The sequence below is a fragment of the Echinicola marina genome (genome assembly GCF_020463795.1).
Lineage (GTDB): Bacteria > Bacteroidota > Bacteroidia > Cytophagales > Cyclobacteriaceae > Echinicola > Echinicola marina.
This window is the reverse complement of the sequence record NZ_CP080025.1, coordinates 4,941,307-4,957,842: the sequence shown is the minus strand read 5'-3', so window position 1 is coordinate 4,957,842 and position 16,536 is coordinate 4,941,307. Positions and strand designations below refer to the sequence as shown.

14 protein-coding genes are annotated in these 16,536 nt (G+C 40.3%); 10 read left to right on the top strand and 4 right to left on the bottom strand.

Going from position 1 to position 16,536, the window contains the following annotated elements; translation table 11 throughout:
- Positions 1–101: 101 nt before the first annotated feature.
- The 4 genes from KZP23_RS20220 (at position 102) to KZP23_RS20205 (ending at position 4,073) form a co-directional block, all read left to right on the top strand.
- The gene (locus KZP23_RS20220; RefSeq protein ID WP_226333605.1) at positions 102–1,043 is read left to right on the top strand and encodes a succinylglutamate desuccinylase/aspartoacylase family protein; all 942 of its coding nucleotides are present in this window, start codon (positions 102–104) and stop codon (positions 1,041–1,043) included.
- A gap of 56 nt (positions 1,044–1,099) precedes the next feature.
- Entirely contained in the window at positions 1,100–2,242 is a 1,143-nt protein-coding gene (egtB, locus tag KZP23_RS20215; protein WP_226333604.1) for an ergothioneine biosynthesis protein EgtB, read from the top strand.
- A gap of 10 nt (positions 2,243–2,252) precedes the next feature.
- Entirely contained in the window at positions 2,253–3,218 is a 966-nt protein-coding gene (gene egtD, locus KZP23_RS20210) for an L-histidine N(alpha)-methyltransferase (RefSeq protein ID WP_226333602.1), read from the top strand.
- A gap of 63 nt (positions 3,219–3,281) precedes the next feature.
- Positions 3,282–4,073, top strand: coding sequence for a tRNA pseudouridine synthase A (locus tag KZP23_RS20205; protein WP_226333600.1), 792 nt, complete (start codon positions 3,282–3,284; stop codon positions 4,071–4,073).
- 52 nt (positions 4,074–4,125) lie between these two features.
- Here the strand turns inward: KZP23_RS20205 and KZP23_RS20200 are convergent, their stop codons facing one another.
- Positions 4,126–5,853: a phospho-sugar mutase gene (locus KZP23_RS20200; protein ID WP_226333599.1), complete on the bottom strand. Its 1,728-nt coding sequence runs from the start codon at positions 5,851–5,853 to the stop codon at positions 4,126–4,128.
- Positions 5,854–5,975: 122 nt separating this feature from the next.
- Positions 5,976–7,070, bottom strand: a complete 1,095-nt coding sequence (hppD, locus tag KZP23_RS20195) for a 4-hydroxyphenylpyruvate dioxygenase (RefSeq protein WP_226333598.1) — start codon at positions 7,068–7,070, stop codon at positions 5,976–5,978.
- Between the two features lie 363 nt (positions 7,071–7,433).
- Between hppD and KZP23_RS20190 the strand changes: the two genes are divergently transcribed.
- Positions 7,434–7,856: a hypothetical protein gene (locus KZP23_RS20190; RefSeq protein ID WP_226333596.1), complete on the top strand. Its 423-nt coding sequence runs from the start codon at positions 7,434–7,436 to the stop codon at positions 7,854–7,856.
- Between the two features lie 79 nt (positions 7,857–7,935).
- Here KZP23_RS20190 and trpS read toward each other — a convergent pair whose 3' ends face one another.
- Positions 7,936–8,910, bottom strand: coding sequence for a tryptophan--tRNA ligase (gene trpS / locus KZP23_RS20185; protein ID WP_226333595.1), 975 nt, complete (start codon positions 8,908–8,910; stop codon positions 7,936–7,938).
- Positions 8,911–8,981: 71 nt separating this feature from the next.
- Here trpS and KZP23_RS20180 point away from each other — a divergent pair, with 71 nt between their 5' ends.
- The gene (locus KZP23_RS20180) at positions 8,982–10,079 is read left to right on the top strand and encodes a DUF1573 domain-containing protein (protein ID WP_226333593.1); all 1,098 of its coding nucleotides are present in this window, start codon (positions 8,982–8,984) and stop codon (positions 10,077–10,079) included.
- Positions 10,080–10,088: 9 nt separating this feature from the next.
- On the opposite strand, the gene KZP23_RS20175 is transcribed toward KZP23_RS20180, so the two are convergent.
- A complete protein-coding gene (locus KZP23_RS20175; RefSeq protein WP_226333592.1) occupies positions 10,089–11,297 on the bottom strand; it encodes an acyl-CoA dehydrogenase family protein in 1,209 nt (402 codons plus the stop codon).
- A gap of 130 nt (positions 11,298–11,427) precedes the next feature.
- Between KZP23_RS20175 and KZP23_RS20170 the strand changes: the two genes are divergently transcribed.
- The 4 genes from KZP23_RS20170 (at position 11,428) to gyrB (ending at position 16,488) form a co-directional block, all read left to right on the top strand.
- Positions 11,428–12,396: a tryptophan 2,3-dioxygenase family protein gene (locus KZP23_RS20170; protein WP_226333591.1), complete on the top strand. Its 969-nt coding sequence runs from the start codon at positions 11,428–11,430 to the stop codon at positions 12,394–12,396.
- A 66-nt stretch (positions 12,397–12,462) separates the two neighbouring features.
- Positions 12,463–14,040 (top strand): NAD(P)/FAD-dependent oxidoreductase, encoded by a 1,578-nt coding sequence (locus KZP23_RS20165; RefSeq protein ID WP_226333590.1) that lies wholly within the window; start codon positions 12,463–12,465, stop codon positions 14,038–14,040.
- The gene (locus KZP23_RS20160) at positions 14,033–14,404 is read left to right on the top strand and encodes a CoA-binding protein (RefSeq protein WP_226333589.1); all 372 of its coding nucleotides are present in this window, start codon (positions 14,033–14,035) and stop codon (positions 14,402–14,404) included. The genes KZP23_RS20165 and KZP23_RS20160 overlap by 8 nt, the downstream gene beginning before the upstream one ends.
- A 125-nt stretch (positions 14,405–14,529) precedes the next feature.
- A complete protein-coding gene (gene gyrB, locus KZP23_RS20155) occupies positions 14,530–16,488 on the top strand; it encodes a DNA topoisomerase (ATP-hydrolyzing) subunit B (protein ID WP_226333587.1) in 1,959 nt (652 codons plus the stop codon).
- The last annotated feature ends 48 nt before the right edge of the window (positions 16,489–16,536 follow it).

Sequence of the window (16,536 nt, the reverse complement as noted above, 5' to 3'; positions counted from 1 at the left end):
TTAATTGAATTAGAAGGACCACCATTATTCTTCTGCGAATTAAGTAAGATTTTAAGCAATAAGAAAGTGATCTGCTTCAGTAAAATGAATTAAAGTAATTTATGAAAGAAATGGTAATCAATGGGGTCAGAATCAGGCCCGGCCAATCCATCAATATTGAAATAGCCATTGCAAGGCTGCCTACGCATACTTTGATCGACTTACCTGTTTTTATAGACCGGGCCAAAGAGGATGGACCGACTGTTTTGATCAGTGGTGGTGTCCATGGCGATGAGATGAATGGGATAGTAACTGTAAAAAGAATGTTGGAAGAAGAGCTTTTTAAACCCAAGAAAGGGACCATTATATACATCCCTTTGGTCAATGTCTATGGTTTTTTGAGCAATAGCAGGACGTTTCCAGATGGTCGAGACCTGAACAGGAGTTTCCCAGGCAGTAATAAGGGCTCCCTTGCTTCACAGATTGCCTATATCATTACCAATCAGATTATTCCTAATATAGATTATGGTATTGATATCCACACAGGAGGAAGAATGTTATCTAATTACCCCCAAGTCAGGGTCGATTTTAAGGATACCAAGGGATTGGAATTGGCAAAGGTGTTTGGAGCGAAGTTTGTGATCAATTCCAGTCATATCGATAAATCATTTAGAAAAGAGGCCTATAAACTAAAAAAGCATATTTTGGTCTATGAGGGAGGTGAATCGATGCGCCTAGATGACTTGGCCATAGAAGAGGCTATTTTAGGAACCAGAAGGGTGCTTTTACATTTGGGAATGATCGAGGATGATGTGGACAAGGGAGAGAGCATATTGATGAAAGAAAGCTCTTGGGTAAGGGCAAAAATGTCAGGCATCTTTACTCCCAATGCCAAAGCGGGGGAAGCGGTGAAAAAAGGACAGGTATTGGCCAAAATATCAGATCCTTATGGGCAGGTAAAGGTGGCCGTAAAGAGTAGCTCAAATGGTTATATAGTTGGTGTGAACAATTCCCCGGTGGTCAATGCAGGAGATGCTATTTTCCATATAGGGAAGGGAGCTTAGGTTTTAAGTAAAAATAAATAGAATGATATAATTATTAATTTTTGAATTGCTCGATCATGACTTATGAAAAATACAAGCAAGTAAGGGACTGGACCATTGATCTATGTTCACATTTGGAAACAGAGGATTTTGTGGTACAGGCATCAGAGCATGTGAGTCCCGCAAAATGGCATTTGGCCCATACTACTTGGTTTTTCGAAACGTTTGTTCTTAAAAAGCATTTGGATGATTACAAAGAGTTTCATCCTGATTTCAGTTATTTTTTCAATAGTTATTATAATGCTGTGGGGGAGCGTATATCTAGGAATCAAAGAGGTTTGATGACCCGACCAAGTGTAGAGGATGTGTTTGATTACCGGGATTATATAGATGAACAAATGCAGTTGCTATTCGCCCAGGCGATAAATGAGGAGCTTAGGGAAACGATTGTATTGGGCTTAAATCATGAACAGCAGCACCAGGAACTCCTGATTACAGACTTAAAATATAATCTCTGGCTGAACCCAATGCGTCCTGCTGTTCTTAATATCAGAGAGTATGCGGCACAAGAGAACAGAGGATGGCAAAAAATTAATCAAGGTTTGTATTCTATAGGGTTTGATGGAGAAGGCTTTTGTTACGACAATGAGCAGGGAAAGCACCAGGTTTATTTGGAAGAATTTTCTATTTCTACCAACTTGGTCACCAATGGGGAATACCTTCAATTTGTTAAAAGTGGAGGCTACCAAAATCATGAATATTGGTTGTCGGATGCTTGGGCATGGCTGGCTGAAAACAGAATTTCGCTTCCCTTGTATTGGGAAGAAATCGATGGAAAGTATAGATGCTATACCCTTGATGGATTAAAGGAATTGGACCTCAGCGCACCTGTTACGCATGTGTCATATTATGAAGCTGCTGCTTATGTAGAGTGGGCCGGTTATCGACTGCCTACAGAGGCGGAATGGGAAATTGCTTCGGATAAATTCAACTGGGGTGATAGGTGGGAGTGGACCAATTCTGCATATTTACCTTATCCGGGGTATAAGAAAGCCGCGGGAGCTATTGGAGAATACAATGGCAAATTTATGATCAATCAAATGGTGCTTAGGGGAGCTTCTGTAGCCACTTCCCTTGGTCATTCAAGAAAGACCTACAGGAACTTCTTTCACCCGCAGTACAGGTGGCAGTTTACGGGAATCAGACCATGTCAAAAATAAGAAAGCGGTAATGGAATTTATATTGAAAGAAAAAGGTGAATTTGCCTTGGATGTCCAATCAGGTTTGTCTGCACCCAACAAATATTTGCTTTCCAAGTATTTTTACGACCATAGGGGAGACGAGCTGTTTCAAAAAATCATGCAGCTCCCAGAATATTATTTGACCAGAACTGAATTTTCAATTCTCCACCATAATTACGCCTCTATTTTAGCGCCCATATTGGAGATGCAGCATGAATTTAATTTAGTAGAACTGGGGGCAGGTGATGGATTTAAGACAAAAATCCTGATTGAATATTTGGAGTCGGAAAAAGCAGCTTATACTTACTACCCCATAGATATTTCAGGAAATGTTTTGGCACATCTGAAGCAAAGTCTAAGGGATAAGTTTGAAAGAATTCAAGTACATCCAATTCAAGATATTTATAGAAATGCCTTGGCCGGGCAGCTCTGGGATCATAAGCGGCGGACTCTTTTACTCTTCTTGGGAGCAAATATAGGCAATTTTGTACTTGAAGAGGCCAAGGAAATATTAAAGTTGATGGCAGCGACTTTAGGTTCGGGTGATTTTGCTTTGATAGGGTTTGATCTAAAGAAAGACCCAGAATTAATTCTTGGAGCTTACGATGACAGCCAAGGAGTTACCAGAGACTTTAACCTTAATATCTTAACAAGGATTAATAAGGAATTAGGAGGAGATTTTGACCTGAGCAAATTTAAACATTGGCCGGTGTATAATCCTGTCAATGGAGAATGTCGAAGCTACTTGGTCAGCTTAGCTGATCAAGAAGTACGCGTGGATGCTTTAGCAGCAACTTTTCACTTTAAAAGAGCGGAAGCCATTCATACGGAGGTTTCCAAAAAGTATGATAAGGAAGAATTGAACCAGCTTGCCGAAGAATGTGGCTTTGAGATCATCCATAACTTTCAGGATGATCATGAATTTTTTACAGATAGCTTATGGAAGAAAAGGTAAAGTTCAATTTTGTGGTGGAAATGATTACCTTCGATCCCTCAGCAGAAATTTTGGAATTAATTCATGAAAAGTAAACCCTATACTTATTTATTTCGGGTACAATATTTAGGTTTTAGATACCATGGTTGGCAAAAGCAACCTGGCGTAAAAACCGTTCAGGAAATGCTCCAAAGGGCCTTTAAGGGGGCTTTGGGGATAGAGGAATTCAATATTTTGGGTTCTGGAAGAACGGACACTGGGGTGTCTTGCCTCAATGGAGCCTTTGAGCTTTTTTCTGCAGAGCCCATTGAAGATCTTCAAAAGACATTAAAAAGCTGCAACACTTTTTTGCCAGACGATATTCGACTGCTTTCGGCTGGGGAAGTCGGCCCACAGTTCAATGTCATCCAAGATGTGGTGGAGAAGGAATACCGGTTTTACTTTTCATATGGAACCAAGCCTCATCCATTTTCGGCTCCTTTTACAGTTGTTTTTCCTGAAAAGTTGGATGTTGCACTCATGAGGGAAGGAGCCAAGTTGTTTGAAGGGACGCGTGATTTCAGAAACTTTTGTACAAAGCCAAAGCCTGAAACCATTTTCAAGAGGTTTATTGATCTTGCAGTAATAGATGAATTAGAGAGTCCTGATAGTTCTTGGGAATTGTGTGCACCCAATTATTGCTTTCGTGTACGGGGAAAAGGTTTTTTGAGAAATCAGGTGAGGATAATGATGGGAGCACTTTATGATCTGGGGAAAGGAAAGATGAAATTGGAGGAATTAGAAAATGCACTGAAGGGTGAATTGGAAATAGGGCCTATAAGCCGCAAAGCATTGCCTACAGGATTGGTATTATATGATGTTATATATGAAAAATAAGAAAGGCCTCATATTTGGGCCTTTCTATTTATAGCTATTGGTCTATACCTCTTTATTCAAAGAATTTTTTCAAACCTTCTATTTTTTTAACCAAAGATGCTTCCACAGCTCTGTAAGCATCGCGATTTGGAAGGTGTTCATTTACCGAAATATAATATTTGATTTTAGGTTCAGTACCGGAAGGTCTTGCGGAAATTTTACTACCATCTTCTAGGTAGAACTGTATTACATTGGACTTGTCCAGTTTTAATTCCTCGGTAGTGCCTTTTTCAATATTGTAGAGTTTGCTCTCCAGTACATCTAGGACCTTGGTGACTTTGATGCCATTGATGGTTTCTGGCCTGTTGGTTCTGAAGTCATGCATTAACTGTTGGATTTGTTCTGCACCATCTTTACCTTTTTTGGTTACGGAGATAAGCGCTTCTTTATAGAATCCATATTCCTGATATATTTCTGCCAATAGGTCGAATAATGTCATTCCACGCTCTTTGTAATAGGCTACCACTTCAGCTAAGGTAGCACAAGCCGAAACGCCGTCTTTGTCCCTTACAGCATCACCTACCAAAAATCCATAACTTTCTTCACCGCCACCGATAAATTCTTTTTTGCCTTCCAGTTCTCTGATTACCGCAGCAATATTTTTAAATCCGGTAAGTACTCTATAGCAAGGTATACCAAATCCTTTACAGATTTCTTCGATCAGTTCCGTGGTCACAATGGTATTGACCATATATTGATCACCTGTAAAATGTCCTCTTTTGCTCCACATGGTCAGCAAATAATAGGTGAGGAGTGTGCCTGTTTGGTTACCGTTCAGCAGTTCAAATTCGCCCTTTTCATTAGGGATAGCTGCGGCATACCTGTCTCCATCGGGATCACAGGCAAGGACCAGTTCTGCATTGACTTCTTTTCCTAGTTTCAGGGAAAGGTTGAGCGCTTCAGCCTCTTCAGGATTAGGATAAACCACAGTGGGAAAGTTGCCATCAGGCTCAGCTTGCTCTTTTACCACATGGATATTTTCAAAACCGAAGGTCTTGAGTGCTGCCGGAACCATTTTTCCAGAAGCGCCATGGATAGGAGAGAAGACAATGGGCATATTCCTTTGGTTCAGGATGGCTTTGGGAGATAAACTGAATTTTTTGATATCATTCAGGTAACTAAGGTCCATTTCGTGACCAATATATTCGATCAGGTTTTCATTTTTGTTCCATTTAACATCATCAATAGATTTGATTTTCTGAACCTCAGTGATAATATTTTTGTCATGTGGGGCTACTATTTGGCCTCCATCTTCCCAATATGCTTTATAGCCGTTATATTCTTTTGGGTTGTGAGAAGCGGTGATCATTACCCCGCTTTTACATCCATAATGACGGATCGCGTAGGAAAGCATGGGAGTGGGGCGCATTTCCTTAAAGTACTTCACTTTTATACCGTTGGCTGTTAGCACATTTGCGGTAGTATCGGCAAAAAGGGTATTATTGATTCTAGAGTCATGGGTAATGGCTACTTTTATTTCTTCACCGGGAAAACAAGCTAGCAGGTAATTGGCCAAGCCTTGTGTGGCCATACCTACTGTGTAGACATTCATTCTGTTAGAACCGACGCCCATTACGCCTCTCAATCCACCTGTCCCAAATTCTAAATCCTTATAAAATGAATCGATGAGTTCTGATTGATCTTCCGCATTTAATAATGCTAGGATTTGATTTTTTGTTTCTTGGTCAATGTTACTCTCAAGCCAGCTTTGGGCTTTGATTTTTATGGATGCGTCTGTCATGATTTTGTAAAAAACTTAAAATGAAAATCAAATTTAATGATAAAAGCCATTATTGCCACTTGTGTAGAAAGCTTTAGCATAAAAAGTCAGGGAATTTACATTTTTATGCTATTAATATTGGCCTATAGGTTTCCTCTTAATTCTTGTTCCCTTTCGATGGCTTCAAAAAGGGCTTTGAAATTGCCCTTACCAAATGATTGGGCACCCTTCCGTTGGATGATTTCATAGAATAGAGTTGGTCTGTCCTGTACTGGTTTGGTGAAGATTTGTAAGAGATAACCTTCATTGTCTCTGTCCACCAATATGTTAAGGTCTTTCAATGATTGAATAGCTTCATCTATTTGGCCTACTCTAGCAGGCATTTCTTGGTAGTAGGCTTCGGGGACCTCTAGAAATTCCACGCCTCTTTTGCGGAGTTCTCCTACGGTTTGGATGATATCATCCGTGGCAATGGCGATATGCTGGACTCCAGGACTATTATAAAAATCCAAATATTCTTCGATTTGTGATTTTTTCTTGCCCTCCGCAGGTTCATTAATGGGGAATTTGATATAGCCATTTCCGTTGGATACGACTTTTGACATGAGGGCAGAATATTCTGTAGAGATGTCCTTATCGTCAAAGGTAAGCAGTAAACTAAATCCCATTACTTTTTTATAAAACTCTACCCATTTGTTCATTTCGCCCCAGCCAACATTACCTACACAGTGGTCTATATATTTGAAGCCCACAGAAGTAGATTTGAAGTTGCTGCTTTTACTGATATATCCAGGAAGAAAAGGTCCACGATAGTTTTTTCTTTCCACAAAAGTATGGATGGTTTCTCCATAAGTATGGATAGAGGCTGTTTTTACCGAGCCATTTTCATCCTTTAGGGTTTGGGGCTCCTCAAAGGATGTTGCTCCACGGGAGGTGGTTTCCCGCCAGGATTTTTCAGCATCATCTACCCATAGCGCCAAAACTTTTACACCATCTCCGTGCTTTTTTACATGAGCTGAAATGGGGTGAAATTCATTGAGGGCGCTGCTGAGGACGATCCGTATTTTTCCCTGACTCAATACATAGGAAGCCCTATCTCTAATTCCTGTTTCAGGCCCAGCATAGGCCACTAAGTCATAGCCGAAAGCATACTGATAGTACAAAGCAGCTTGTTTGGCATTGCCTACATAAAGTTCGACGTGGTCTGTGCCGTTTAGGGGAAGAAAGTCAGTTTCCATAGGTTATCATGTTTTGGGTTTATACTTGCTTATGGACTTAAACAAATATATCCATTTTAAATGGACTGATATTCTATGTAGATAGATTATCTGCATGGTTTTCATGCCAAGTTGCTTGAGTTTTGGGCTTGAAGATTTTACTGATTGTTATGTAAAATCATGCCAGACTTTTTTTATTTTTGTTTTGACCACTTCATTAATAGAATGAATGGTAACTGTCTTCACTTTTAAAATAAAGAGCATAATAGGAAGGACAAAAAAAGGATTGATAGGGCAGAAAGCATCCTTGCGCTGTAATCTCTTTTTGGAAACTCCTTAGGGATTATCTACCTTCATATTTAAATTCAAAATCAACAAAAAATAATGGACTTAGATAAGTTAGATAAAGACCTAACCGCTATTGTAGAGAAAAGAATCGAGTTGAGTAAATTAACTTATGCAGATGACAATTACGATGATATCGAAGAGGAGATGCATGATTTAGAAGATGATTTCAACGAGGAATTTGGCGATGCCCTAGAAGGGGAGTTAGAAAAAATTTATGACAAGCTGGATTCCGATACTGATATTTTGTTGCCATCTGCCTATTTGGCCAATAAGTATATTCCCATGCTTCCAGATGCCAGAGGTATAGTTTCTTATGAGGTAAAGGGAAAAGAGGGAGTGCCGATTGAATCTGAACAGTTTGATGGTCAGGATGTAAGGATTATTATCGTCCCTAATCCAACACGCTTTGTGATGCAAATCAATGGAGTGGCCATGAAGGATTTATGGAGATCAAGATAGTTTTCCTGGATTAAATTTTATACAAACAAAAACACCCCAGTTAATCCGGGGTGTTTTTGTTTGTATTGATCGTTTTTGATCATGAAAAGCCCAATTTCTTTTTAACTTTTGTGAGTGTGTTTTGAGCTATTTCTTTGGCTTTAGCTTCACCCTCAGCTAGTTTACTGTCCAGTTCATCCAGATTGTTCATATAATAGTCAAAGGTTTCTCTTTCCTTTGCATATTTTTCAGTGATCAGATCAAGTAATGCTTTTTTAGCATGTCCATATCCAAAATTTCCACCAAGATACTGTTGTCTTAAATCCTCGGTTTGTTCCTTGTTTGCCACAAGACTGAACAATTTAAATACATTACAGGTGTCCGGGTTCTTTGGCTCTTCAAGAGGAGTACTGTCCGTTACGATACTATAAATGTTTTTCTTTAATTGTTTTGGAGGAAGGAATATATCAATAAAATTATTATAAGATTTGCTCATTTTCTGTCCATCAGTGCCAGGAATGATCATTACATCTTCATTGATCCGTGCTTCAGGTAGAATGAGGATTTCTTCTTCCAGCCGTGCATTAAATGTAGCGGCAATGTCACGCGTCATTTCCAGGTGTTGCATCTGATCTTTTCCTACTGGAACAATGTCCGCATCGAACATCAAAATATCTGCAGCCATCAAAACAGGGTATGTAAACAAACCAGCATTGACATCAGAAAGTTTGTCTGATTTATCCTTGAAACTGTGGGCATTGGCCAGCATAGGGTAAGGAGTGAAGCAGCTAAGGTACCAGGTCAATTCGGTTATTTCCGGAATTCGGGATTGTCTGTAAAAAACCGTCTTGCTTATATCCAGTCCAAAGGCCAGCCAAGCAGCTGCGACTGCATGGACATTTTCTTTTCTTTTTTCACCATCCTTAATGGTGGTTAGGGAATGGAAATCAGCTATAAAAATGAAGGATTCGTTATCTTCTTTTTTTGTAAGTTCTATTGCCGGAACTATAGCTCCAAGGATATTGCCCAAATGTGGTCGCCCTGAACTTTGAATTCCTGTTAATACTCTTGCCATCAGTCAAATTTTTAACGCAAATTAAAGAAATAAAGACAGAATTCGCTTGAATTTTGCCGTTATTTGTAACTATGAGAAATATTGAATTGACGTTAATTACCTTATTGTTTTTTCTTTGTTTGACTTTTGTTGTTAATGCTCAGGGACTTGCCCCTAATCCTTTGTTATGGGAAAGAAACCATGCTGAATTGGGGGCAGTGATGGAGGAACATGGTCAGGTCAATACTACTTTCTATATGGTCAATAATGGGGAAGCTCCTATTATCATAGAAGATGTATTGACAGATTGTGGATGTACAACGGTTGATTTCATTGCTGATACACTTTTTCAAGATGATATTGGTGCCATAAAAGTGGCCTATCAGCCTACCAGTTTTGGAGGAAAGTTTGAAAAAAAAGTCCTGGTAAGGACCAATATTAACCCCTCAGGAGATACCTTGATGATTGCAGGGAACAACATTCCTTATCCAGCAAATGTGGCTTCCTATTATGATTATAAAATCGGTGATTTGGGTTTTAGGTTTAGCTCTATCAATATGGGGAATGTTTTTACCAATGAACCAAAAATCAAATATGTAGATTTCTATAATTTCAAAGACCTTCCAATTACCCTGGACCAAAATGAAATGAACTTGCCCAAGCATATTAAAATCAATATGGTACCAGCCATAGTGCCAGCAAAATCAAGGGGGCTTTTGGCCATTCAGTATGATGGTGAGCTTAAAGATGACCTGGGATATTTTGATGAAACAGTGACTTTTAATATCGAATCGAATAACAACGAAGGAATAGATTTGAGGTTGTTGACTACCGTGCATGAGTATTTTGCCCCTGTTTTAAAATCAGAGATAAATGAGGTGCCACATTTGGCACTTGCTGAAGTAAATATTGATCTTGGAAGAATATCTAGTAAAAATGTCGTGTCCAAAAGCATTAAAATAACCAACACAGGCAGGCAAGCACTTAATATCAGGAAGGTGGTCACTAACTGTGAATGCATGGTGTATGATTTGCCTACAATGGATTTGGGACCAGGCGATCAAACTGAACTGGTATTCACCTTTGATCCTAAAGGAAGGTTAGGTATCGACCATAAAATGATCACCATTTTCAGTAATGATCCAAGAACCCCAACCAGGACCATCGTAATTAAAAGCCGTATAGACTGACCAAAAGCCTCACTTGAATGCCTGAATGCCCGTAATTTCCTGCCCAAGGATAAGAAGATGAATATCATGGGTCCCCTCATAGGTGATTACGGATTCCAGGTTCATCATATGTCTCATAATTGGGTATTCACCCGTGATTCCCATTCCTCCATGTATTTGTCTGGCCTCTCGGGCAATATCCAGCGCCATAGCTACATTGTTTCTTTTTGCCAGGGAAATTTGGGCTGTAGTAGCTTTGCCTTCATTTTTAAGTTTGCCTAGTCTCCAGGCCAAAAGCTGGGCTTTGGTGATTTCAGTGAGCATTTCAGCCAGCTTTTTTTGTACCAACTGAAAAGAGCCAATGGGTTTGTCAAACTGGACCCTTTCCTTTGCATATCTTCTGGCGGCATCATAGCAGTCCATGGCTGCACCGATTGCTCCCCAAGCTATGCCATAACGGGCGGCATCCAAGCATTGTAATGGAGCCCCCAAACCTGATTTTCCGGGAAGTAGGTTGGCTTTAGGTACCTTCACATTGTCAAATACCAATTCCCCTGTGCAGCTTGCACGTAAAGACCACTTATGATGGGTTTCTGGCGTGCTAAATCCTTCCATTCCTCTTTCCACAATTAATCCATGGATCCTGTTGGATTCATCCTTTGCCCAAACAATAGCCATGTCGGCCTTTGGTGAATTGGAAATCCACATTTTTGCTCCATTCAATAAAAGGTGATCCCCCATGTCTTTAAATTGGGTTTTCATTCCTGCAGGGTTGGAACCATGATCTGGCTCCGTCAGACCAAAGCAGCCCAAAAGCTCACCACTGGCGAGTTTGGGAAGAAACTTTTGTTTTTGTTCTTCCGAGCCAAAAGCAAAGATGGGATGCATTACCAAAGAACCTTGAACAGAAACAGTCGACCGCATGCCAGAGTCTCCCCGCTCGATTTCTTGCATGATCAGTCCATAGGAAATATCATCCAATCCACCACCTCCATATTGGGTTGGTATCTGAGGACCAAAAGCACCTACAGCTCCGAATTTTCTGACAATGCTTTCTGGAAAATGACAGTTTTGTGCCCAATCCTCTATAAAAGGGGAGATTTCTTTTTTGACAAAGTCCCTGATTGACTGCCGGATGAGCAAGTGCTCCTCACTGAGTAATTCATCCAAAGCATAAAAGTCCACGCCTTCGAAAGGATCCTGTCTATGAGATGGGTTATTAGGGGATATTGACGACATATTCAGTTGCTTTATTGGGTTTTTAGACTGATTTTTGCACTTTGATATATAATTATAGATTCTTAATTGTCTCCTATAATTAAGCAAGAAGTTTTATAAAAAACTAAATTACCTCCCTAAATATATAGCTATGAGCAAGGAGCAGCCATCCCAGGAGATCATTGAAAAAATCCAGTTATTGAATGAAAAGTACAAAGCATCTGGGCAGGATATGCTTTCTTATCTAGAGGGGCTTTTATATGCTGATTATTTGACATACTGGGATTATATCAACTTAGATACCCTGTTGACCCTGCAACAGCCCAAAACCTCCTTCAAGGATGAAAGGATTTTTATCATTTACCACCAGATCACAGAGCTTTATTTCAATTTGATCATATGGGAATTGGAGCAGATTTCTGAACAAAAAGTCAGCAAAGCAAAATTCATAAAGGAGCGACTCAATAGGGTGATCATGTATTTTGACCAGTTGATTTCTTCTTTTTCGGTAATGTGGAAAGGGATGGAAAGGGAGCAATTTTTGAAATTTAGGATGTCGCTTTTGCCTTCCAGTGGATTCCAGAGTGCCCAGTATAGAATCATAGAAATCATGTCCACAGAAATCCAATACTTGGTGAATTTGGAGGATAGGGAAGATTATATGGATATCAATTTGACCAGTGTGGACAGTTTATTTGATTTGCTTTACTGGCAGTTTGGTGCAAAGGAATTGGCAACGGGAGAACAAACATTGACTTTAAAGACCTTTGATGAAAAATATGGAAAAGAATTAAAGGAATTGATTATCAAATACAGAAAGATTAACCTTTGGAAAGTCTATCAGCATTGCCCAGACATAGATGAAGAATTGACCGAATTGATGCGGACTTATGACCTTAAAGCCAATGTGTTTTGGCCATTGGCACATTATAAATCAGCTGTAAAGTACCTTCATAAAGCTCCTGCAGATATTGCTGCAACTGGAGGCACTAACTGGCAAAAGTACCTTCCTCCTAGGTTTCAAAAGGTGATATTTTATCCTGAACTTTGGTCAGAAAAGGAAAAGGAAGAGTGGGGAAAAGGCTGGGTGATGAAGGAAGTGTTTGGAGAAGAAGAGTAGGTTTGGTGTGAAAGACCGATATGCTTAAGAAAAAATTAGATAAGATTTAAGGATAGATACCTTACTATGAAAAAAGAAATACAACTTAGGCTCAGTCCTGAAGTGGCTTTTGATTCAGAAAAATTTGAATTGGAAGTAAAAAAGTCTCTTGGAATACAAGGAACGAGTGACCGCATAGTTATACGTCAGGCCAAGCGATCCATTGATGCAAGGGGTAAGCATGTAAAGATCAATGTAAGTTCTGAAGTATTTATCAATGAGGATCCGAGCCCGAGGATTACTGCTGATAAGGATTATAAGAATGTTTCCAATTCAGAGCCTGTGATCATCGTGGGAGCTGGTCCGGCAGGTCTTTTTGCGGCCCTGAGGTGTATTGAATTGGGCGCAAGGGCCATCGTAATAGAGCGAGGAAAGGATGTTAGGACCAGAAGAAGAGATCTTGCAGCTATCAATAAAGATCATATCGTAAATCCAGAATCGAATTACTGTTTTGGTGAAGGAGGGGCAGGGACCTATTCAGATGGGAAGCTCTACACCCGATCCAAGAAAAGGGGAGATGTCAGGCGGGTGTTGGAGATTTTGGTTGCCCATGGTGCTCGAGAGGACATCTTGGTGGATGCCCATCCTCATATTGGTACCAATAAACTCCCAAAACTGGTAGCTGAATTAAGACAAAGCATTTTAGATGCAGGTGGAGAAATCCTGTTCAATACAAAAGTGACCGACTTTATCCTAGAGGGCAAGGAAATGAAAGGGGTTGTCACGGAAGAAGGAGAAAAAATCCTCGGTCTGGGTGTGGTCCTTGCAACTGGGCATTCAGCCAGGGATATTTTTCTTTTATTACAGAAAAAATCAATTTTGATTGAAGCTAAACCGTTTGCCCTCGGTGTAAGGGTGGAGCACAGTCAAGAGTTGATAGATAAAATACAGTACCACTGCTCGGGAGATAGAGGAGCCTATTTACCTGCTTCTTCTTATGCATTGGTGGAGCAAACCATGTATGATGGCAAACAAAGAGGGGTGTTTTCATTTTGTATGTGCCCAGGGGGATTTATTGTTCCAGCGGCTACTTCTCCAGGAGAGCTTGTGGTGAATGGTATGAGCCCAAGCCGAAGGGATAGTCAATTTGCCAATTCAGGTATTGTGGCAGCTGTAGAGTTGGAGGATATTCCAAGCTACCATCAGTATGGAAACTTGGCCGCAATGATGTTTCAGGCTGATGTAGAGAAAGCCGCTTGGAGGGCCGGAGGTGAAACACAGGTTGCGCCAGCCCAGCGTTTGGTGGATTTTGTAAATGGAAAAAATAGTAATTCCTTATTGGAAACTTCTTATCAGCCAGGTCTTAGGTCTGTAGATATGGGACAGGAGGTGTTGCCCGGTTTTGTAGCGGATAGGCTCAGGAATGCATTCAAGGGATTTGGGAAAAAAATGAAAGGGTACCTTACCAATGAGGCCCAGATTATCGGAGTGGAAAGCAGGACTTCTTCTCCGGTTAGGATACCTAGGGAAAAGGAGAGTTTTGAACATCCCGTCATTAGAGGTTTGTTTCCTTGCGGTGAAGGGGCAGGATATGCAGGCGGCATTGTTTCTGCTGCTATGGATGGTGAACGTTGTGCTGAGAAATTAATGGAAAAATATGGCTAGTAAGAAAACAGTTATTATTGGAGCTACAGATAAGCCTGGGAGGTATGCTTTTTTGGCCGCTCAAATGTTAAAAGAATACGGACATCCTATCGTGCCAATGAGTATCCATAAAGGGCAGGTTAGTGGTGAAGAAATTATTGAACTGTCCAGTAAGCCGCCTATTGAAGGGGTGGATACTGTGACCATGTATATCAATCCATTGCATCAGGAAGAATGGGCTGATTATATTATATCCTTGACACCCAAGAGAGTGATTTTTAATCCGGGTTCTGAAAATCAAGGGTTTATACAGCAGTTAAATGAAGCCGGTATAGAAAGTGTAGAAGCTTGTACCTTGGTGATGTTGCGGACAAATCAATACTAGTTTATTGAGCGGTAATTTTTGGATTTATATAGCTGTTATCTGCTAAAAATGTCGTATTATTAAAGGTTGAAAGTGAAATTGAAAATGGAGGAATTTTTCCTCTTTATTCTTTTATAAATCTTATTATGAGTAAAGAAGAAGCGTCGAATTTAGGGGACTATTCCGCAGGGAATATTCAGATTTTAGAAGGTTTAGAAGCAGTTAGAAAAAGACCGGCCATGTATATTGGTGATGTGGGGATAAAAGGCCTCCATCACTTGATATGGGAAGTAGTCGATAACTCTATCGATGAAGCTTTAGCGGGCCATTGTGATACCATCTATGTGACTGTGATGGAGGACAATTCCGTAAAGGTGCAGGATAATGGTAGGGGGATTCCTACTGATATGCACGAGAAGGAAAAACGATCAGCCTTAGAGGTGGTTATGACTGTACTCCACGCCGGTGGTAAATTTGACAAGGATACCTATAAGGTCTCGGGGGGACTTCATGGTGTAGGGGTATCCTGCGTGAATGCCTTGTCTACCATGTTGAAAGCTACTGTGCATAGAAATGGAAAGGTATTCGAACAGGAGTATTCAAGAGGAGTGCCCCAAACAGAGGTAAGGGAAATTGGAGAAACAGATAAAAGAGGTACTACGATACATTTTAAGCCTGATGGTGAAATATTTGCCATTAGGGAGTATAAGTACGATACCATTGCTACTCGTTTAAGAGAGATGGCCTTCCTAAATGCAGGGATCAGAATCTATCTTAAAGACATGAGGGAATTGGATGAAGAAGGTAATCCAAGATCGGATGAGTTTTTCTCAGAGGGGGGACTGGTAGAGTTTGTAGAATACCTTGATGAAACCAAAGAAAAGGTTATCAATGAGCCGATATATATAGAATCAGAAAAGAATGGCGTGCCCGTTCAGGTCGCCATGAGTTATAACTCTTCTTTTTCAGAAAATGTGGTGTCCTATGTGAATACCATCAATACCTATGAGGGCGGTACTCACGTATCTGGATTTAGAAGAGCTTTGACAAGGACCTTGAAAAGCTACGCTGATAAATCAGGTATGCTTGATAAAGTGAAGATAGAAGTTTCAGGAGATGACTTTAGGGAAGGTTTGACTGCAGTAATTTCCGTGAAAGTGGCTGAGCCTCAATTCGAGGGGCAGACCAAAACAAAATTAGGGAATTCTGAAGTTATCAGTGCGGTGGATAGTTCTGTGTCAGAAGTATTACAGTATTGGTTGGAAGAGCATCCTAAGGAAGCGAAGATCATTGTCGGGAAGGTAGTGCTTGCCGCACAAGCTAGACATGCTGCTAGAAAAGCCCGTGAAATGGTGCAGCGAAAAAATGTTCTTGGGGGAGGAGGTCTACCAGGTAAATTGGCAGACTGTGCAAATACCAATCCTGAAGTATGTGAATTGTATCTGGTGGAAGGTGACTCTGCAGGCGGTTCTGCAAAACAAGGTAGGGATAGGGATTTTCAAGCTATTTTGCCACTGAAGGGTAAAATCCTGAACGTGGAAAAAGCCCACGAGCACAAGATTTATGATAGTGATGAGATCAAGAATATCCTCACTGCTCTGGGAGTGAAATTTGGTACAGCCGATGATGAAAAAGAACTTGACTTGACCAATTTAAGGTATCATAAAATAGTGATTATGACGGATGCTGATATTGATGGATCCCATATTCGTACTTTGATCTTGACTCTTTTCTTCAGGTATATGAAATCCTTAATAGAAAGTGGGTATGTGTATATTGCCCTGCCTCCATTGTATTTGTTGAAAAAAGGGAAAGATGAGCGCTATTGTTGGACTGAGGAAGAAAGGGTTAAGCTCACTAAAGAAATGGCAGGTGATGGTAAAATAGAAAGTGTGGGAATTCAGCGTTACAAAGGTCTAGGAGAAATGAACCCTGAGCAACTTTGGACGACAACCATGGATCCAAGTACACGTACAATGAAACAGGTTACCATCGAATCAGCTGCAGAAGCTGATCACCTTTTCAGTATGTTGATGGGAGATGAAGTAGCTCCAAGAAGAGAGTTTATTGAGAAGAATGCTAAATATGCAAAGATCGATACCTGATAAAACTTAAATTTAGGAAGAAAAAGGGGGCGGTTAGCCCCTTTTTTA